Genomic DNA, 19,174 nt, shown 5'->3' with positions numbered 1-19,174 from the left:
GCATAATGAAAACTCTCGTTATCGTGGAGTCACCGGCAAAGGCGAGGACGCTCGCCAAGTTCCTCGGCAAGTCCTATACGGTGCGGGCTTCGATGGGTCACGTGCGGGATTTGCCGAAGAGCGAGCTTGGTGTGGACGTGGAGAGGGGTTTTCAACCCAAGTACATCACGATCAGGGGCAAAGGAGCGATGATCCGGGAGCTCAAGAGCGCCCGCGGACATCACGACGTGGTCTTATTAGCTTCGGACCCCGACCGGGAGGGAGAGGCGATCGCCTGGCACATCTGCCAGCTCTTGAATATACCGCCTGAGGCTCCCTGCCGCATAGAGTTTAACGAGATCACATTAGCCGCGGTCACGGAGGCGCTTAAGAAACCGCGACCGATCAATATCCACCAGGTGAATGCGCAGCAGGCCCGGCGGGTGCTTGATAGACTGGTTGGTTATAACTTGAGCCCGCTCCTCTGGCGTAAGGTGCGGCGGGGCCTCTCTGCGGGCAGGGTGCAGTCGGTGGCGTTACGTCTCATCTGCGACCGGGAAAAAGAGATTGAGGCCTTCGTTCCGGAAGAGTACTGGACGCTGACCGCCCGCCTGCAGAAAGAAGGATATCCGCCTTTTGAGGCCCGGCTTATGAAGATGGGCGAAGAAAAGGTGGCGTTGCGTTCGGAAGGAGATGTGCAGGCGGTTCTTGCTGCTCTTCAGGGGCAGCCCTTCACCGTTTACCGGATCGGGCGTCAGGAGAAAATTAAGCGGCCACCGTTGCCCTTTACCACGAGTACGTTACAGCAGGAAGCCAACAAGCGCTTCGGCTTCACCCCCCAGCGGACGATGCTAATCGCGCAGCAGCTTTACGAGGGCATCGAGCTGGGGAAAGAAGGCCCGGTGGGCCTGGTAACGTATATCCGCACGGATTCGGTCCGGGTTGCCACTGCCGCCGCCCAGGAGGCGGCGCAGTACATAACGGCGCGGTTCGGCCGGGAATATGCGGGGGACGGCAAGGAGAGAACTGTGCTGCCGAAAGGAACCCGCATCCAGGACGCGCACGAGGCGATAAGGCCTACCGCCGTGGCGCGCGAACCAGAAGCGATAAAAAAGTACCTGACGGAGGAGCAGTTCAAACTTTACGGGCTGATCTGGGAAAGGTTTGTTGCCAGTGAGATGGCTCCCGCCGTTTTTGACGTAACGCGGGTGGATATCGGCGCGGGGGACTACCTTTTCCGGGCCACCGGCGCCGTGCTGCGTTTTGCGGGCTTTTTGCAGCTTGTGGGGGAGACTCCCGAAGAGGAAGAGTTAGGCGTTGCGCTTCCGGAGCTCGTAGAAGGGGAAAGGCTTTCGCTGGTCGAATTGGTACCCAAGCAGCACTGGACACAGCCACCGCCCCGCTATACGGAGGCTTCGCTTGTCAGGGCGCTTGAAGAGAATGGCGTTGGTCGCCCGAGCACTTACGCGCCAACGATCGAAACGATCATCAAGCGGGGTTACGTATCGCGTAAGGGCCGGGTTCTCCACCCCACCGAGCTGGGGAAAACGGTTGTCGAATTGCTAAAAGCCTACTTTCCGGGGATAATCGACATCCAGTTCACCGCGATGATGGAGGAAAAGCTTGACGCTATTGAGGAAGGCAAGGCGGACTGGGTGAAGTTGCTGGAAGATTTCTACGAGCCGTTCAAGGAAGAGCTGCGTAAGGCGGATATTGAAGTCGAGCGGATCAAGGTAACGGAAGAAGTCTCCGGGGAGGTCTGTGAGCGGTGCGGGCGGTCGATGGTGGTAAAGCAAGGCCGCTACGGTAAATTCCTGGCCTGTCCCGGTTTTCCGGAGTGCCGGAATACCCGCCCGCTCCGCACGGGGACAGGTATCCCTTGCCCCGAGTGTGGCGCGGAACTCGTGTTGCGCCACACCAAGAAGGGGCGGCCTTTTTACGGCTGCAGCCGCTACCCGGAGTGCGCTTTCACCACTTGGCGCGAACCGGTAAAAGAAAGGTGCCCCCAGTGCAACGGCCTGTTAGTGCGCGAAAAGGGGCGCAAACAAGAGTTTCTGGTATGTTTGAATAAGGAGTGCGGTTACAAACGACCGGTTGAGCGGGCCGGAGGAGGAACGGGAGAATGAAGGGCGTGCTGATTGTCGGTGCCGGCCTTGCGGGGTCCGAGGCGGCGTGGCAGGTTGCCCGCCGGGGGGTACCGGTTATCCTCTACGAGATGCGCCCAGAGAAAAAAACGCCTGCCCACCACACGGGCGATTTCGCCGAGTTAGTATGCTCTAATTCCCTGCGCGCGCAGGCGCTAGAGAACGCGGTAGGGCTCCTGAAAGAAGAGATGCGGCGGCTTGATTCGCTCATTATGCAGGCGGCAGACGCCACCCGGGTTCCCGCGGGAGGTGCGCTGGCGGTTGACCGCCAGGCCTTTGCAGGCTATATCACTGAGGCGCTCACCCGCGAGCCGCTGGTCACGGTCCGGCGCGAAGAGGTAACGGCGATTCCGGACCATACGCCGGCAATCATCGCTACGGGGCCGCTCACCTCTGACGCCCTCGCCCGGGCGATCCGGGAGCTGACGGGCGAGGATTACCTCTATTTTTACGATGCGGTCGCGCCGATCGTTACCCTCGAATCGATCAATATGGAAAAGGTCTTCTGGGCCTCCCGCTACGAGAAGGGCGAGGCGGCGTACCTCAACTGCCCGATGACGGAAGAGGAATACGAGCGGTTTTACGCAGCCCTGGTGACGGCCGAACGGGCACCGCTTAAGGCGTTTGAGCAGGAGGTCCATTTTGAGGGCTGTATGCCGGTGGAAGCGATGGCGGCGCGCGGGAAGGAGACCCTGCTTTTCGGCCCGTTGAAACCGGTAGGCCTCATCGACCCCCGCACCGGGAAACGGCCCTATGCGGTGGTGCAGCTCCGGCAGGATAACCGCGAGGGGACCCTTTTAAATATGGTGGGCTTTCAGACCAACCTCAAGTGGGGGGAGCAGCAGCGTGTCTTCCGGCTGATCCCGGGCCTGGAGAACGCGGAGTTTGTGCGCTACGGGGTCATGCACCGGAACACCTACCTCAACGCCCCGGTGCTGCTTGCGGCGACGCTGGAGTGTAAAAGAAGGCCGGGGCTCTTCTTTGCCGGACAGATTACGGGGGTAGAGGGTTATGTGGAGTCGGCAGCCGCAGGGTTGATCGCGGGAATTAACGCGGCACGCCTGGTTCAAGGGCGCGAACCGGTCATCTTCCCGCCAGAGACGGCCCACGGCGCCTTAACGCGTTACATCACCACCGCCGACCCGAAGAACTTCCAACCCATGAATGTGAACTACGGTCTTTTCCCGCCGCTTGCGGAAAAGATCAGGGACCGGAAGCGGCGGAACCTCATGTTAGCCGAACGGGCCCTCCGGGTGCTCGATGCGTGGCGGCGTGAAGTAGGTCTATGAAAGCTACTTGTCCCTTAGACTGATAGGCGGCTCGCGGCGGCACGGGATAGGTTCAGGAATTGGGGCGCGGCCGGCCTGGTAGTAACCCGCGGAGGAGAACATGGATGTACGGGTACCTCGACCGTTTTCTGATCTTTCTCCAAACGGAGAAGCGGGCTTCGCCGCGAACGGTTGCGGAGTACCAGAAAGACATCTTCGACGGGATTGATTTTTTCGCGGCGGTGCTCAAGGTGCCGGATGAGGAACTGACGCCGGCGGCGATAACCCCGGCGCTGGTGCGCCGCTACCTTGCTCACCTGAATGAGCGGGGACTTGCCCGGAATTCACTTCTCCGCAAGCTTGCCGCCTGGCGGAGCTTCTTCCGGTTTCTGGTACGGGAGGGCGTGGTTACGGGCAACCCGTTAGCGAAAATTGCCTCGCCGCGGCGCGAACGGCGTCTCCCGCGCGTCCTCTTCCAGGCGGAGGCGAAGCGGCTGGTGGAGGCGGCGACGCAAACCTCACCGCTGCGCTTGCGAGACCGGGCAATCCTCGAGGTCCTCTACGGCGCGGGCTTGAGGGTTTCGGAGCTCGTGGGCCTAGATGTTGGGGATCTGGACTTAGGGGGTGCTTGCCTGCGGGTATTAGGCAAGGGCGCGAAGGAGCGCTTGGTTCCGGTGGGGAGCTACGCCGTGCGTGCCCTGCGGGCTTACCTGCAGCGCGGCCGGCCGCTGTTGCTCGGGCAACGCACCGGCGCCGTAGAGCACGCTCTTTTCCTTAACCGGTCGGGACGGCGCCTTTCCGCGCGAGCGGTCAGAAATATTATCAAGACTTACGCGGCGCAGGCGGGGGTGGAGGGACGGGTAAGCCCGCATACCCTACGCCACTCTTTCGCCACCCACCTGCTGGACGGCGGTGCCGACCTGCGGGTGGTACAGGAGTTGTTGGGACATGCCCGCCTTTCCACGACGCAGGTTTACACGCACCTGAGCAAAGAAAAAGTGAAGCGGGTTTACGAAAAGACGCACCCCAGGGCGTAAAAAACGCGGGGTGAGGAGTGAGGGAAAATGCTTCAGGGGACGACGATTGTGGCGGTAAAACGGGATGGCCGGGTGGCCCTGGCTGGCGACGGGCAGGTGACGCTTGGGCAGAACACCATCATCAAACAGGGGGCCCGCAAGGTCCGGCGCCTTTATAATGGAAAGGTGTTAGCGGGATTTGCGGGGAGCGTTGCGGACGCGCTCGCCCTCTTCGACCGTTTTGAGGGGAAGTTAGAAGAGGCGCAGGGTAACCTCTTACGGGCGGCGGTAAACTTAGCGAAGGAGTGGCGCACCGACAAACTGTTGCGCCGGTTAGAAGCGGTTCTTGTAGTAGCGGACCGCGAGCACCTGCTTATGGTCACGGGGAGCGGTGAAGTGATCGAGCCGGACGACGGCATCGTGGCGCTCGGTTCAGGAGGACCGTACGCCCTGGCGGCCGCCCGGGCGCTCTTGTACCATACGGGATACGATGCCGTAACGATTGCCCGGGAAGCGTTGCGGATAACGGCATCCATCTGTGTCTATACGAACGAGCAGATCACGGTGGAAGAACTTTAGTTTAGAGGGGGCTTTAACGAATTGGAGTATCTTACGCCGCGCCAGATTGTTGCCGAGCTTGACCGTTACATTGTAGGGCAGGACGAGGCTAAAAAGGCGGTGGCTGTCGCGCTACGGAACCGCTACCGCCGCAGTAAACTGCCGCCGGAGCTGCGGGACGAGGTGATGCCTAAGAACATCCTTATGATTGGCCCGACGGGTGTGGGAAAAACGGAGATTGCCCGGCGGCTGGCCCGGCTCGTCAACGCGCCCTTTGTCAAGGTCGAGGCCACGAAATTTACCGAAATCGGCTACGTCGGCCGGGACGTCGAAGGTATGGTCCGCGACCTGGTAGAAACGGCGGTCCGGATGGTCAAGCAGGAAAAGTTCGCTGCTGTAGAAGAGAAGGCCAGGGAACTTGCTGCCGAGCGCATTGTAGAGATCATGGCGCCCTACCCGGAGCGGAATTTGCGTAACCCGCTCGAGCTTATCTTTGGGACTGCGCGCGCGGGCGGTGAGGATTTTCAGACGGAAGAAAAGATGCGGCAGGTCGATTACCGGCGGCAGGTGCTCCGGGAGCGGCTGGCGCGGGGCGAGCTCGAGAACGAATACATCGAGATCGAGGTGGAGGACCGGACGGTTCCCTTCCTGGAGATTTTTTCGGGCGCCGGGGTGGAAGAGATGGGGATCAACTTCCAGGACCTGATGGGTAGTGTTTTCCCCGCCCGCAAGAAGAAACGGCGGGTTACCGTCCAGGAGGCGCGCCGCATCCTCGCCCAGCAAGAGGCTAACAAGCTCATTGACATGGATGAGGTGACGAGTGAAGCGATCACGCGCGCAGAGGAGGACGGCATCATTTTTATCGACGAGATAGATAAGATCGCCGGGCGTGAGGGCGGAACAGGCCCTGACGTTTCGCGGGGCGGCGTGCAGCGGGACATCTTGCCCATTGTCGAAGGCTCAACGGTCCATACCAAATACGGACCGGTGAAAACGGACCACATCCTCTTCATCGCCGCAGGGGCCTTTCACACTACTAAGCCGTCAGACCTGATTCCGGAGCTGCAGGGACGCTTTCCGATCCGGGTAGAGCTGAAGGCCCTTACGCGCGAAGACTTTCTGCAGATTTTGACGGAGCCGACCAACGCTTTGATCCGACAGTACGTGGCACTTTTAGCCACTGAAGGCGTGAAACTTGAATTTTCAAAAAATTCCCTTGGCGCCATCGCCGATATCGCTTATACTATTAATGAACAAACAGAAAATATTGGCGCGCGGCGTTTGCACACCGTTCTCGAGAAGCTTCTGGAAGATATTTCTTTTCAAGCGCCCGAGCTTCAGGGGCAGACAGTTACGATCGACGAGGCCTACGTGACGCAAAAGTTAGGACCGATCGTGGCCCGGGAGGACCTGAGCCGTTACATCCTGTAGATTACGGGGGGGTTTTCCGGTGGAAACCCTTTTGCGAAAGGCGCGGGTTTTAAACGGCATTTTGCAAAAGAAATCGGTTCAGTATGTAGATTTTGGCGCGGTCGCTGCTGTTTTAAGCGAGCTGATCCGCGCCAACGTTTATTTGGTGGACGATCAGGGTAAGATTCTTGGATACGCCTTCATGGCCGGTTTTTCCTGTAGGGTCATCTCCGGCATCATCCAGGATGCCGGTTTCCCCCCGAAATATAACAAAGCCCTCCTTGAGGTCACAGAGACGAAGGCGAATTTTCACCCGGAGGCCAACACCTGCATCTTTAATCCCGATACGGAGTGCTCCTACCTTAACCTCACGGTGACCGTTGTGCCGATCTTAGGGGCAGGAGCACGCTTAGGAACGCTGGTGCTGGCAAAGTTTAACCGGCTCTTCAGTACCAGCGACTTGATTCTGGCCGAGCACGGGGCAACGGTCGTAGGGATGGAGATCTTCCGCTCGCGCATGGAGAAGATGGCGCAAGAGGCGCGGAAGCGGGCGGCCGTTCAGGTGGCCCTCGGAAGCCTTTCTTACTCGGAGCTTGACGCGGCCAGGCATGTCTTTGCGGAGCTCGGTGGTCAGGAAGGATTTTTGGTGGCGAGCAAGATTGCGGATAAGGCCGGTATTACGCGGTCGGTTATCGTGAACGCGCTGCGCAAATTTGAAAGCGCGGGCGTGGTTGAAACGCGCTCCCTGGGCATGAAGGGCACCTACATTCGCATCCTTAACGACTACCTCCTGGACGAACTTCAGCACTACAAACACGTTTGAGCTGTTGCGGATTCCGGAAGGGCGTGGTAAAATAAATCCTGTTGATTCAATACACACGTTGCCCGATTTCCGGGGCGGGTGCCTGCGGGTCCCCCGGAATAATGACGGCAGCGGCGGTAAAAAACCCTGGCGGAAGGAGGTGGAAATGTGGCGGTTGTTTCTATGAAGCAGTTGCTCGAGGCCGGGGTGCATTTTGGACACCAGACGCGGCGCTGGAACCCCAAGATGGCACCCTATATTTTTATGGACCGCAACGGCATTTACATCATCGACCTGCAGAAAACGGTTAAGAAGATCGAGGAAGCCTACAATTTCGTCAAGGAACTTGCGGCCAACGGCGGGACAGTTCTCTTTGTGGGCACGAAGAAGCAGGCGCAGCAGTCTATCCAGGAAGAGGCTGAGCGCTGCGGCATGTTCTACGTCAACCAGCGGTGGCTGGGCGGCATGCTCACAAACTTCCAGACGATCAGGAGGCGCGTCGAGCGGCTGCATGAACTCGAGCGACTTATTGAGAGCGGTCAGCTCGAGCTGCGGACCAAGAAAGAGGCGGCCGAGCTTCTGCGCGAGAAAGAGAAGCTGCAGAAGTACTTAGGCGGGATCAAGAACATGCGGCGGCTGCCAGATGCGCTTTTCGTGGTGGACCCGCGGAAGGAGCGGATTGCCGTAGCCGAGGCCCGCAAGTTACGGATCCCCGTCGTGGCGATTGTCGATACGAACTGCGATCCAGACCTCATCGATTACGTGATACCGGGGAACGACGACGCGATCCGGGCGGTTCGCCTCATTACGAGCAAAATAGCCGACGCGGTGATCGAAGGCCGCGAAGGGGTTGTTGCTCCGCCGGCAGAGGAGCCGGTGGCGGAAAGTGAAGTGGCCGAGGGGGCCTGAGAGCCCCCCTCTTTTTATAAAGGCCGGTAAAGCGACGCTAAAAGCATTTTTAAGGTAAGCACTTTTTGGTTATAATCGCCTTGGGAGAAACGTTGGGCGAATTCGAGATTTACAAGGGGAGGTCAACTGGTAAGTGGAAGTTCCGGCGAAACTGGTAAAAGAGCTCCGCGAGCGGACCGGGGTCGGCATGATGGAGTGTAAGAAGGCGCTGGCCGAAACCGGGGGTGATATCGAGAAGGCGATTGTGTTGCTGCGCGAGAGAGGACTTGCCGCGGCGGCTAAGCGCGCCGGGCGGGTAGCGGCGGAAGGGATGATTGCCGCGTACATTCACCCGGGGAGCCGTGTGGGGGTACTCGTTGAGGTTAACTGCGAGACCGATTTTGTGGCGAAGACAGACGACTTTAAAAACTTTGTGCACGACGTGACGCTTCAGATTGCGGCGAGCCGTCCGGAGTACGTCTCCCGTGAGGATGTCCCGCCGGAAGTGATCGACCGAGAAAGGGAAATTCTCCGCGCCCAGGCGCGGGCCGAAGGCAAACCCGAAAAGGTAGTGGAGAAGATGGTGGAAGGCCGTCTGGAGAAGTTTTTCAAGGAGGCCTGCCTCCTTGAGCAGCCCTTCGTTAAGAATCCGGACATCACCGTAAAAGACCTGCTTAACGAGGTCATCGTCCGCACGGGGGAGAATGTGGTAATCAGGCGATTTATCCGGTACGAATTAGGTGAGGGCGTAAAGTAACGTGCGAAACCCCTCATGAACAACTGAAATGGGGGATGGCGATGCTTACCCCAAAGTACAGGCGGGTAGTGGTTAAGATCAGCGGTGAAGCACTCGCGGGTGACCAGGGATACGGGATTGACCCGGAAATGGCGGCCTTCGTGGCCCGGGAGATTAAGGATGTGATCCAGCAGTTTAGGGTTGAGGTAGCGGTGGTGGTTGGTGGCGGGAACATCTGGCGCGGCATCGCCGGGAGTGCGAAGGGGATGGACCGGGCGACGGCCGATTACATGGGGATGTTGGCCACCACCATCAATGCCCTGGCCTTACAGGATGCGCTTGAGAAGGCCGGGGTTGATACCCGGGTCCAGACGGCGATTGAGATGCGGGCGATCGCCGAGCCCTATATCAGGCGGCGGGCGATTCGCCACCTCCAGAAGGGGCGCGTGGTAATCTTCGCCGCGGGAACGGGTAGCCCCTATTTCTCCACGGATACGACGGCGGCACTGCGGGCGGCTGAGGTCGAGGCCGACGCTATCCTGATGGCGAAACGGGGTGTAGATGGTGTTTACGACGACGATCCGGAGAAGAACCCGCAGGCGCGGAAGTTCGAGTCCCTGACCTACATCGAAATGCTCAACCGCGGCCTCGGCGTGATGGACGCCACCGCCGCCTCGCTCTGCATGGATAACAACATCCCGGTTATTGTTTTCAACGTGCGGGAGAAAGGGAATATCCGGCGCGCGATCCTCGGCGACAGGATAGGAACTTACATAGGGAGTGATGCAGCGTGCGTGAACTCGTAACCCAGGCCGAAGACCTGATGAAAAAGGCGGTGGAGCACTTACGGAAAGAGTTGCTCGCCGTGCGGACGAGTCGGGCGACGCCTGCGCTCCTCGATAAGGTGATGGTTAACTATTACGGAACCCCGACTCCTGTGAACCAGCTGGCCACCATTAGTGTTCCCGAACCGCGGCTGCTGCTCGTCCAGCCCTGGGACAAATCGGTGCTCGGTGAAATCGAGCGGGCGATCATGAAATCCGACCTGGGACTTAACCCGATGAATGACGGGACGGTTATCCGCCTTGTCTTGCCGCAGCTTACCCAGGAGCGGCGCCAGGAATTGGTGAAGGTGGTGCGCAAAAAGGCCGAAGAAGGCAGGGTGGCGGTGCGGAATATCCGGCGCGAGATTAACGACGACCTCAAGGCCAGGCAGAAGGAGGGAGGCTTTTCGGAGGACGAGCTGAAAAGACTCCAGGGTGAGGTTCAGAAATTGACGGATAAATATATAAAAGAAATAGACGATCTCCTTGCCGCCAAAGAAAAGGAAATTATGGAAGTGTAGCGCGGTGTTAGAGGAGTTGCTGGGTCGCGAACTGGGCGAAGCGTTGGTGCGTCTCGAGCGGGCCGGTTTCCGCCCGGAGGTGAAGGTAACGGTGGCGCCGAAGGGACAGGCTGCAGAAAGGCAGCGCGTGGTCCGGTTGCGGCTGCTTCCGGAGATGAGGGTTGAGCTGCTTGTTGTTTACGACGCCGTCTCCCTGCCGGGGAACGCAAATTGTTGGGGGGCAGTCTAATGCTGAGCCGGATCGCCAACCGGCGAAAAATGCCGGAACAAGAGCTGCCACGTGATGAGGCCGCCCTCAGGGCGATGCTCAACCCTGCACGCCTGCCACGGCACGTCGCCGTTATTATGGACGGAAACGGACGCTGGGCGGTAAAGCGGGGCTTGCCGCGTAGTGTCGGCCACCGGGCGGGGGTAAAGTCGCTGCGCGAAGTAGTTCGCCTTGCGGGCGAGCTCGGGATCGGCGCGTTGTCGGCCTACGCCTTTTCTACGGAGAACTGGCGCCGGCCGCCCGAAGAGGTTTCCTTCCTGATGGAGCTTTTCGTCGAATATGCCGAGCGGGAACTGGCAGAACTACAGCGGAATGAAGTTCGGGTTAAGGTTATCGGCCGGCTTGAGGGGCTGCCGGAACGCGTGCGGGAAGCAATCGCGATGTTAGAGCGGGAGACGCTTAAAGGTAAGCGCTTGACCCTTAATTTAGCCGTGAACTACGGTGCCCGGTGGGAAATTGTTGACGCCGTCAGGGCTATTGCCCGCAAGGTAAAAGAGGGAAAGCTGCAGCCCGAGGAGATCGACGAGAAGGTTTTCAGCAGCCATCTTTATACGGCGGGCCTTCCCGACCCGGACCTTTTAATCCGGCCAGCAGGCGAAATGCGGGTAAGCAACTTTCTGCTTTGGCAGCTCGCCTATACGGAGTTTTACGTAACACCGGTCTTATGGCCCGATTTTGGACGGGTAGAATTCTTACAAGCGCTGGTAAGCTTCCAGCGGCGTGAGCGCCGCTTCGGGGGGCTCAACCGCAACCCGGTAGGTTAAACAGGTTCTGGGAACTGATGGTCACCAGGCGAAATGATACCCTTTTACTGCGGATAATAACCGCTTCGGTAGGAGTACCGGTACTTCTTTTTGTGGCCTGCAAGGGAGGGGGATCGCTTCTTCTACTGGTCGGCCTTCTCTACCTGGCCGGCTTGCGGGAGAACTTGCGCCTCCTGACTGGGGTAGGTCTCACGCCTAGTCCATTTATTGCTTATCTGATTGCTCTGACGCTGCTTTTGGTTACCTATTTTTATCCTGAGCAATTTCCCGGCGCCCTGGTTTACGCTCTTTTATTGTCTGTTCTCCCGCTGGTCCTTTTCTTCCCGCGCTATTCGCCACCTGAGGCGGGGGTAACTTTTCTGAGTACCGCCTACCTTTCTCTTTTTCTTTACCTCTACCTGTTACGGTGCCTCCCCCAGGGGCGGAGCTGGGTGCTGTTGGCCTTAGTAGTTACCTGGGCCTTCGATACGGCGGCCTATTTCGCGGGGCGTTATCTCGGAAAGCGGCGCTTAACACCGGGCTTAAGCCCGGGCAAGACGGTAGAGGGATTTGCGGCCGGCCTTCTCGCCAGCGCGTTGGTCGCTGCCCTTTTTGCCCGGTGGTTGCCTGTCGGACCGTTTCTGCTCTTTGTCCTCGGGGCCGTCGCGGGTATCGCCGCGCAGGTGGGGGACCTGGTCTTCTCGGCGGTGAAACGAGCGGCAGGCCACAAGGATGCCGGGAGGATCATCCCCGGTCACGGGGGTGTGCTCGACCGGTTTGACAGTATGCTCCTCACGGCGCCGCTCATTTACGCAGCGGCGCGCCTGCTAACTTAACGGAGGGGTAAGATGCCGGAGTGGCTGCGGCGGCTTCTGTTCGTGACGGCCGGAGTGTTGGCTTTCACCTTTCTAACTGCTCTCGGGCTGGTCGTTCTTCGCTATGCGGTAGTGGCGCTATTGCCCTTTATCATTGCCGTTATCTTTGCCGCCTTGATCGAGCCGCTGGTGCGGCTTTTCGGCCGGCGTCTCCCGCGGGGGCTTGCTGTTTTCCTCTCCATGATCGTCTTTTTCGCGGTGGCCGGCGCGTTGGTGACCCTTCTGGTAGCGCACCTGGTCACTGAACTTGCCGATATTTCGGTGCACCTGCCCGCTTATGTTGGCGAGGCCCGGCGCATTCTTACCGACCTAATCGTAAAGGCCAGGGCAGGCTACGGCGCTCTGCCGCCTGAGGCGGTGCGGTACCTCGAGAGCGGGATTGAAGCCCTTACCGCGAGCGCGCGGCATTCGCTCGGGACGCTGATCAGCTCGCTTCTGGGCTTTTTAGGCTCCCTTCCTAGCGCGGCGCTGGTTTTAGTGGTGAGCGTCCTGGCGACCTATTTTATCAGCCGGGACCGGGAGAAGATCGGCAAGCTTTGGGCACGGGCGGTTCCGGCGCCGCTTGGCACCCGGGTGGCCTTTATGGGCCACGAAGCTGTGGGGGCCTTTTTCGGCTACTGCCGGGCGCAGATGGTCCTTGTGGCCCTGACGGTTGTTCTTTCTACAGCCGGGCTTTATATTTTAAAGGTAAAGTACGCGCTTAGCCTCGGGCTGGTGATCGGCTTTTTTGATCTGGTTCCGGTCCTAGGACCGAGCACCATTTTTATTCCGTGGATTGTAGCCGCCTTTTTTGCCGGGGCTAAGGCTTTCAGCCTAAAACTGCTCGTCCTTTACGTGATTGTGTTTGCGGTGCGGCAGCTTTTCGAGGCCAGGATCGTTGCCGTGAGCGTGGGGGCTCACCCGCTCGCCATCATGGTGGGGATGTACGCTGGGCTGAAGCTACTCGGCATCGGCGGGCTCGTCTTGGGGCCCATCACGGTGGTTCTGCTCCAGGCCGCCTACAGGGCAAGCACCTCGCGCGGCGAGAAGGAAATTGCGCGGCGCCGGTAGAGATGCGGGGGGATATTTTGGCACGCGGGATCGCTATTTTAGGGAGTACGGGTTCGATCGGGCGGCAGACGCTCGCGATTGTGCAGGAATTTCCCGAAAGGTTTGTGGTCCGGGGTCTTGCTGCGGGGCGGAACTGGGAACTGCTCTTAGAACAAACGTGCCGCTTCCGGCCCCAGGCGGTGGCTCTCCTCGAAAAAGAAGACGCGCTGCGCCTCAAGGCGGCCCTGCCGCCGGGAGTGAAAACGGCGGTTTACTGGGGGCATGAAGGTTTGCTCCAGGTGGCTACGCTGCCAGACGCCGCCATCGTCCTGACGGCGGTAACGGGCGCTGCGGGCCTTGAGCCGACCCTGGCCGCTATCGAGGCGGGGAAGGACATTGCCCTGGCTAACAAGGAGACGCTGGTGGCGGCGGGAGAAATAGTGGTGCGACGCGTGCGAGAAAAGGGCGTGCGGCTCCTGCCGGTAGACAGCGAGCATTCGGCGGTTTGGCAATGCCTTGACGGGCGCGGGGGCGTAGCCGGGATCATCCTCACCGCTTCCGGCGGCCCCTTCCGGGAGTTGAATCCTGAGGCGCTGGCGCGGGTGACGCCTGACCAGGCCTTAAAACACCCGACGTGGCAGATGGGACCCAAAATCACGGTGGATTCGGCAACCCTGATGAACAAGGGGCTCGAGGTGATCGAGGCGCATTGGCTTTTTGGCGTTTCTTATGATAATATTAGGGTGCTGGTGCACCCGCAGAGCATCGTGCACGGGATGGTCGAGTTTGCGGACGGCAATTTAGTTGCGTGCCTGAGCATTACCGACATGCGGTTGCCGATTCTTTACGCGCTCAGTTATCCGGAACGGTTAGCGAATTCCCTCCCGCGGCTCGACCTGGCGGCGGTCGGCAGGCTTAGCTTTGAGGAGCCGGATACGGAGCGTTTTCCAGCCCTACGGCTTGCCTATGCTGCGGGAAAGACCGGAGGGACGATGCCGGCAGTCCTCAACGCGGCGAACGAGGTTGCCGTGGCGGCCTTCTTGGCGGGGGAGCTGCCCTTCACCGGGATTCCGGAGGTCGTCGAAAGGGTGATGGCCCGGCACAAAGTGGAGGAGAAGCCGGAGCTGCCGGCGATTCTTTCTGCCGACCAGTGGGCGAGGGCTGCGGCGGCTGAGGTTGTGCGGGCGAGGCATTGTTAGCGTACCAGCGCAGGTTGTTTTGAGGAGTGGCGTAAATGTTAACCGTTATTGCCGGGATTGTCGTCTTTGGCATCCTTATTTTTTTTCACGAGGCGGGTCACTACTTAGCCGCGCGCCTGGTCGGTATCGGGGTGCACGAGTTCAGTCTCGGGTTCGGGCCGCGCCTCTGGGGGTTTAAGAAGGGCCGTACAGCCTACAACCTGCGGGCGATCCCGTACGGGGGATACGTGCGGTTGGTGGGCCTCGACCCGCGGGATGAGGAGCGCGACCGGCCTTACAGTTTTGCCCGTAAACCCGTTTTGCACCGGCTGATAGTGATGGTGGCGGGACCGGGAATGAATTTTGTTCTTGCGGTGGTGGCGCTTGCCCTGGTCTTTTTCATCCAGGGGGTGCCGGTTGCGACCACCCGGGTTGGCGAGGTTCTACCGGGCTATCCGGCGGCGGCGGCAGGTATTGAGCGCGGCGACCGGATAGTGGCGATTGACGGGCGGACCGTGCACCAGTGGGAAGAGGTGCTGCGCGCCATCGGTACCGAGCCGCACCGCGCAAAGGTTCTAACCGTGGAGCGCGGCGGCAAGACGATTACGGTGCGGGTAACCCCGCGCATAGACGAAAGTGGTAAGGGCAAAATCGGCCTGTCGCCGGTGGTGGTCCAGAAGCGGCTTTCGCTTTTAAGCGCCCTGCGGGTGGGAACGGAGTACACCTGCCGCATCACCGTGTTAATCGCCGACTTCCTCGGGAAGATGGTCGTCGGCCGGGCCCCGGCGGACGTTGGCGGCCCGGTTCGGGTGATGGTGGAAATCGGCAAAGCGGCGCACTTCGGGGTTTTCCCACTCATTCAGCTTATGGCTTTTCTCAGCATCAACCTTGGCTTTTTCAATCTGCTGCCGGTTCCGGCCTTAGATGGGGCCCGCGTGGCCTTCCTGCTCTGGGAAGGGGTGACCCGCCGGCCGGTGGACCCGGAAAAGGAGAGCATCGTTCACTTGGTTGGTTTCGCATTTCTTATTTTGCTGATGGTTTTAGTTACTTACCGGGACTTCATCCAACTCTCTAACGGGCTCGATTAAAGGGAGGAAGAGAATGAGGCGCGTTTCCCGCCCGGTTTGGGTCGGTGGCGTGCAGGTCGGCGGCGGGGCGCCGGTGGTAGTCCAATCGATGACGAACACCGACACCCGTGACGTGGACAAAACGGTGGCGCAGATCGAGGAGCTTGCCTCCTGGGGCTGCGAGCTTGTCCGGGTGGCGGTTCCGGACGCGGCGGCGGCAGCGGCCCTCCGGCGAATCAAAGCCGCGTCCCCTATCCCCGTTATCGCCGACATTCACTTCGACTACCGTCTGGCGCTGGCGGCGCTTGAGGCCGGGGTTGACGGCCTGCGGATTAACCCCGGGAATATCGGCGGCCGCGAGAGGGTGCGCCTTGTCGTAACCGAAGCGAAAAGGCGTGGGGTGCCGATCAGGGTCGGCGTTAACGCGGGTTCGCTGGAGCGCCGTTTGCTGGAAAAGTACGGTGGCGTTACGGCCGGGGCGCTGGTAGAAAGCGCGCTGGACCATATCCGGCTGTTAGAAGAGATGGATTTTACGGCGATTAAGGTTTCGGTGAAAGCAGCCGACGTGCCGCTGATGGTTGAAGCTTACCGGCGGCTGGCGCGGGCGGTTGATTACCCGCTCCACGTTGGGGTAACGGAGGCCGGGACGCTGCGGGCCGGGCTCGTTCGCTCGGCGGTAGGGATCGGCATCTTGTTATCCGAAGGGATCGGGGACACGATCAGGGTTTCCCTGACGGCACCGCCGCGGCACGAAGTATGGGCCGCCTGGGAGATATTAAAGGCGCTCGGCCTGCGGCGGCGGGGGGTGGAACTCATCTCGTGCCCAACCTGCGGGCGGTGCGAGATCGATCTGGTCGCTATCGCTACGGAAGTGGAGGAGCGCCTCCAGAAGGTTACGGTGCCCCTTAAAGTGGCCGTGATGGGGTGCGTGGTGAACGGCCCGGGAGAGGCCAGGGAGGCGGATGTGGGCATCGCCGGCGGTAAAGGCGTGGGGCTCCTCTTCCGCAAGGGCGAGCCGTTACGGACGGTTCCGGAGGCCCAGCTTGTGGAGGAACTGCTGCGGGAAATCCGGAGCATGGGGATAGAGGGTCTTTGATTTTTAAGCGTTCCTTGGGGGGGTAAAAACTTGCGGGTTTCACAGCTCTTCATCCCGACGATGCGGGAGGTACCGGCCGAGGCCGAGGTGGTAAGCCACCAGTTGCTCCTGCGGGCCGGCTTTATCCGTAAGGTGGCGGCAGGCATCTATCATTTCCTGCCGCTGGCCCAGCGGGTCTTGCATAAAATCACGGCGATTATCAGGGAAGAGATGGACCGGGCCGGCGGCCAGGAGATTTTGATGCCCATCATTCAGCCGGCAGAGCTGTGGCACCAGTCCAACCGCTGGAATGTTTATGGTCCCGAGCTTTTCCGGCTCCGCGACCGGCACGAGCGGGACTTCTGTCTCGGGCCTACCCACGAAGAGATGGTGACCGCCCTCGTGGCGAGCGAGGTGCGCTCTTACAGGCAGTTGCCGCTTCTCCTTTACCAGATTCAGAACAAATACCGTGACGAACGCCGCCCCCGCTTCGGGCTCCTGCGGGGCAGGGAGTTTATTATGAAGGACCTTTATTCTTTCGACCGGGATGAGGCTGGCCTCGACGTGAGTTACTGGAAGATGTTCGCTGCCTACACCCGGATTTTTACCCGCATGGGGCTCCGCTTCCGGGCAGTGGAAGCCGACACGGGCGCCATCGGTGGGAACGCGAGCCACGAGTTCATGGTCCTGGCCGATTCCGGGGAGGCGGTCGTGGTTTACTGCCCGGATGAGGCTTGCGGCTACGCCGCGAACGCGGAGAAGGCCGAGAGCCTTCTCGTGCCTTATGAGGGAGGGGATGAGGGTCCCCTCGAATTAGTGGCGACCCCGGGCAGGCGCACGGTGGAAGAGGTGACGGCCTTTTTGGGCCTTCCCACGCAGCGCCTCATCAAGACCCTGATCTACAGAACGGAGCGGGGGCTGGTGGCGGCGCTGGTCCGTGGGGACAGAGAAGTGAATGAAGTGAAGTTGCAGAATCATTTAGGGGTGCTGTCGCTTGAGCTTGCGGACGAGACGGCAATTGAGGCCGCCACCGGGGCGCCGGTCGGCTTTGCCGGGCCGGTGCATCTCGACCTGCCGCTGGTGGTTGACCGGGAGGTGGCCAATCTTAAGGCGGCGGTAGCCGGGGCTAACAGGGCTGACGCGCACTACGTGAACGTCTGTCCCGGACGCGATTTTTCGGTGGCCGACGTCGCGGACATCAGGTTGGTAACTGCGGGTGACCCGTGTCCGCGGTGCGGCGAGGCCATGCGGACTGTCAAGGGCATCGAGGTGGGCCAGGTATTCAAGTTAGGGGAAAAGTACAGCCGCCTGATGGGGGCCTACTACCTGGACGAGCAGGGGGTAAAACGTCCCATGGTGATGGGTTGCTACGGCATCGGCGTCTCGCGGACCATGGCGGCAGCGGTCGAACAGAACCACGATGCGGACGGGATCGTTTGGCCGGCGTCAATAGCGCCCTTTCACGCCGTTGTGCTGCCCGTCAACTCTCAGGACGCCAGGCAGGTGGCTGCTGCGGAAGGGGTTTACCAGATCTTGAGCGGTGCGGGGCTGGAGGTTGTTCTTGATGACCGGGACGAGCGGCCCGGAGTAAAGTTCAAGGATGCTGATCTTATTGGCTATCCGGTCAGGGTTACTGCAGGGCGCCACGTGGCCGAGGGAAAGGTTGAGGTTCGGCGCAGGCGGACGGGGGAAACCTTATTAGTAGCCGAAACTGAAGTTGTAGCGGCGGTTCAACGTTTCTTGCACGAGGGGAGCGGGGAATAACCGGTGTTTGAGCTGACGGTGGAAACCTCCTTCGCTGCGGCCCACCAGCTCGAGGGGCATCCTTCACCCTGCGGGCGCCTGCACGGGCATAACTGGGTGGTTGCCCTTACGGTGGCGGGCGAAGAGTTGGCTCCCTCAGGAATGGTGGTCGATTTTAAGGTGCTCAAAGGGGTGCTCCAGGAGGTGGTCGCGGAGCTTGACCACCGTTACCTCAACGAGCTACCCTTCTTCCGCAACGGAACGCCACCTACGGCGGAAAACATCGCCCGCTACATCTTTCTGCGGGCGACGGAGAAACTCAGCGGCCAACCCGGCGTCCGTGTCCGGCAGGTCCGGGTGGCTGAATCCCCTTCAGCATGGGTGGTTTACCGGCCGTGAAAAGTGTAGTCCTGCTTTCTGGTGGGCTTGACTCCGCGGTCTGCCTCGGCTACGCTGTCCGCGACGGTCAGGTGGTTCTGGCCCTTACCTTTGATTACGGCCAGTTAGCGGCCCGTCGCGAAATCGAAGCGGCGGCGGCACTGGCGGCTCATTACGGGGTAACGCACCAGGTGGTAGCGCTTCCTTTCCTATCAGCAATTACGACTACCGGCTTGGTCACCGGAGAGGATATCCCTGAACCGGAGGTCGCCCGACTTGATGACCAGGAGGAGGCTACGGCGCGGGCGGCCCGTGTTTGGGTGCCCAACCGCAACGGGATTTTTCTCAATATTGCGGCGGCTTTTGCGGAGCACTTGGGCGCAGCGGCGGTGGTGGCAGGCTTTAACCGCGAAGAGGCGGCAGCCTTTCCGGACAACAGCGCCGCCTTTGTGGCGGCGGCGACAGAGGCACTGCGTTACTCGACGCGCGGCCGCGTCCGCGTGGTGAGTTATACCCAGCAGCTTACGAAGGTAGAAATTGTTGAACTTGGCAGACGACTCGGCGTGCCCCTGGAGCTTGTCTGGAGTTGCTACCGCGGCGGGGAGACGATGTGCGGCCGCTGCGAGAGTTGCCAGCGCTTTTTGCGGGCCGTCGCGGCCGCGAAGGTTTAGC

20 protein-coding genes are annotated in these 19,174 nt (G+C 60.3%); all 20 read left to right on the top strand.

The window, feature by feature from the left end:
* Positions 1–2: 2 nt before the first annotated feature.
* The 20 genes from topA (at position 3) to queC (ending at position 19,173) form a co-directional block, all read left to right on the top strand.
* The gene (gene topA, locus EDD75_RS02560) at positions 3–2,105 is read left to right on the top strand and encodes a type I DNA topoisomerase (protein WP_425451640.1); all 2,103 of its coding nucleotides are present in this window, start codon (positions 3–5) and stop codon (positions 2,103–2,105) included.
* The gene (trmFO, locus tag EDD75_RS02555; RefSeq protein ID WP_123927582.1) at positions 2,102–3,412 is read left to right on the top strand and encodes an FADH(2)-oxidizing methylenetetrahydrofolate--tRNA-(uracil(54)-C(5))-methyltransferase TrmFO; all 1,311 of its coding nucleotides are present in this window, start codon (positions 2,102–2,104) and stop codon (positions 3,410–3,412) included. The genes topA and trmFO overlap by 4 nt, the downstream gene beginning before the upstream one ends.
* A 104-nt stretch (positions 3,413–3,516) precedes the next feature.
* Positions 3,517–4,428, top strand: coding sequence for a tyrosine recombinase XerC (gene xerC / locus EDD75_RS02550; RefSeq protein ID WP_123927579.1), 912 nt, complete (start codon positions 3,517–3,519; stop codon positions 4,426–4,428).
* Between the two features lie 27 nt (positions 4,429–4,455).
* Positions 4,456–4,986, top strand: coding sequence for an ATP-dependent protease subunit HslV (gene hslV / locus EDD75_RS02545; protein ID WP_123927576.1), 531 nt, complete (start codon positions 4,456–4,458; stop codon positions 4,984–4,986).
* Positions 4,987–5,007: 21 nt separating this feature from the next.
* The gene (gene hslU, locus EDD75_RS02540; RefSeq protein WP_123927573.1) at positions 5,008–6,396 is read left to right on the top strand and encodes an ATP-dependent protease ATPase subunit HslU; all 1,389 of its coding nucleotides are present in this window, start codon (positions 5,008–5,010) and stop codon (positions 6,394–6,396) included.
* 19 nt (positions 6,397–6,415) lie between these two features.
* Positions 6,416–7,198 (top strand): GTP-sensing pleiotropic transcriptional regulator CodY, encoded by a 783-nt coding sequence (codY, locus tag EDD75_RS02535; protein WP_123927570.1) that lies wholly within the window; start codon positions 6,416–6,418, stop codon positions 7,196–7,198.
* A 147-nt stretch (positions 7,199–7,345) separates the two neighbouring features.
* Positions 7,346–8,086 (top strand): 30S ribosomal protein S2, encoded by a 741-nt coding sequence (rpsB, locus tag EDD75_RS02530; RefSeq protein WP_123927567.1) that lies wholly within the window; start codon positions 7,346–7,348, stop codon positions 8,084–8,086.
* A 133-nt stretch (positions 8,087–8,219) separates the two neighbouring features.
* Complete coding sequence (gene tsf, locus EDD75_RS02525) at positions 8,220–8,822, top strand: translation elongation factor Ts (protein WP_123927564.1); 603 nt, start codon at positions 8,220–8,222, stop codon at positions 8,820–8,822.
* A 41-nt stretch (positions 8,823–8,863) separates the two neighbouring features.
* Complete coding sequence (gene pyrH, locus EDD75_RS02520) at positions 8,864–9,607, top strand: UMP kinase (protein ID WP_123927561.1); 744 nt, start codon at positions 8,864–8,866, stop codon at positions 9,605–9,607.
* A gap of 17 nt (positions 9,608–9,624) precedes the next feature.
* Positions 9,625–10,146 (top strand): ribosome recycling factor, encoded by a 522-nt coding sequence (gene frr / locus EDD75_RS02515; protein ID WP_211328076.1) that lies wholly within the window; start codon positions 9,625–9,627, stop codon positions 10,144–10,146.
* A gap of 4 nt (positions 10,147–10,150) precedes the next feature.
* Positions 10,151–10,375, top strand: a complete 225-nt coding sequence (locus EDD75_RS02510; RefSeq protein WP_123927555.1) for a hypothetical protein — start codon at positions 10,151–10,153, stop codon at positions 10,373–10,375.
* A 29-nt stretch (positions 10,376–10,404) separates the two neighbouring features.
* Entirely contained in the window at positions 10,405–11,178 is a 774-nt protein-coding gene (locus EDD75_RS02505) for an undecaprenyl pyrophosphate synthase (RefSeq protein WP_123928335.1), read from the top strand.
* A 17-nt stretch (positions 11,179–11,195) separates the two neighbouring features.
* Positions 11,196–11,993, top strand: a complete 798-nt coding sequence (locus EDD75_RS02500; RefSeq protein WP_123927552.1) for a phosphatidate cytidylyltransferase — start codon at positions 11,196–11,198, stop codon at positions 11,991–11,993.
* A 12-nt stretch (positions 11,994–12,005) separates the two neighbouring features.
* On the top strand, positions 12,006–13,082 hold the full coding sequence (gene ytvI, locus EDD75_RS02495; RefSeq protein ID WP_123927548.1) for a sporulation integral membrane protein YtvI: 1,077 nt from the start codon (positions 12,006–12,008) through the stop codon (positions 13,080–13,082).
* Between the two features lie 17 nt (positions 13,083–13,099).
* A complete protein-coding gene (locus EDD75_RS02490) occupies positions 13,100–14,260 on the top strand; it encodes a 1-deoxy-D-xylulose-5-phosphate reductoisomerase (protein WP_281277413.1) in 1,161 nt (386 codons plus the stop codon).
* A gap of 35 nt (positions 14,261–14,295) precedes the next feature.
* A complete protein-coding gene (gene rseP / locus EDD75_RS02485) occupies positions 14,296–15,327 on the top strand; it encodes an RIP metalloprotease RseP (protein WP_123927542.1) in 1,032 nt (343 codons plus the stop codon).
* Between the two features lie 13 nt (positions 15,328–15,340).
* Positions 15,341–16,402, top strand: a complete 1,062-nt coding sequence (ispG, locus tag EDD75_RS02480; RefSeq protein ID WP_123927540.1) for a flavodoxin-dependent (E)-4-hydroxy-3-methylbut-2-enyl-diphosphate synthase — start codon at positions 15,341–15,343, stop codon at positions 16,400–16,402.
* A 30-nt stretch (positions 16,403–16,432) separates the two neighbouring features.
* A complete protein-coding gene (locus EDD75_RS02475; protein WP_123927537.1) occupies positions 16,433–18,145 on the top strand; it encodes a proline--tRNA ligase in 1,713 nt (570 codons plus the stop codon).
* A gap of 3 nt (positions 18,146–18,148) precedes the next feature.
* Complete coding sequence (gene queD / locus EDD75_RS02470) at positions 18,149–18,523, top strand: 6-carboxytetrahydropterin synthase QueD (RefSeq protein WP_123927534.1); 375 nt, start codon at positions 18,149–18,151, stop codon at positions 18,521–18,523.
* Complete coding sequence (gene queC, locus EDD75_RS02465; protein ID WP_123927532.1) at positions 18,520–19,173, top strand: 7-cyano-7-deazaguanine synthase QueC; 654 nt, start codon at positions 18,520–18,522, stop codon at positions 19,171–19,173. The genes queD and queC overlap by 4 nt, the downstream gene beginning before the upstream one ends.
* Position 19,174 lies beyond the last annotated feature (1 nt).

This window comes from Thermodesulfitimonas autotrophica (assembly GCF_003815015.1).
In the GTDB taxonomy this organism is placed as follows: Bacteria; Bacillota; Desulfotomaculia; order Desulfotomaculales; family Ammonificaceae; genus Thermodesulfitimonas; species Thermodesulfitimonas autotrophica.
The sequence above is the reverse complement of the archived record's forward strand: the minus strand, read 5'-3'. Positions and strand labels throughout refer to the sequence as shown.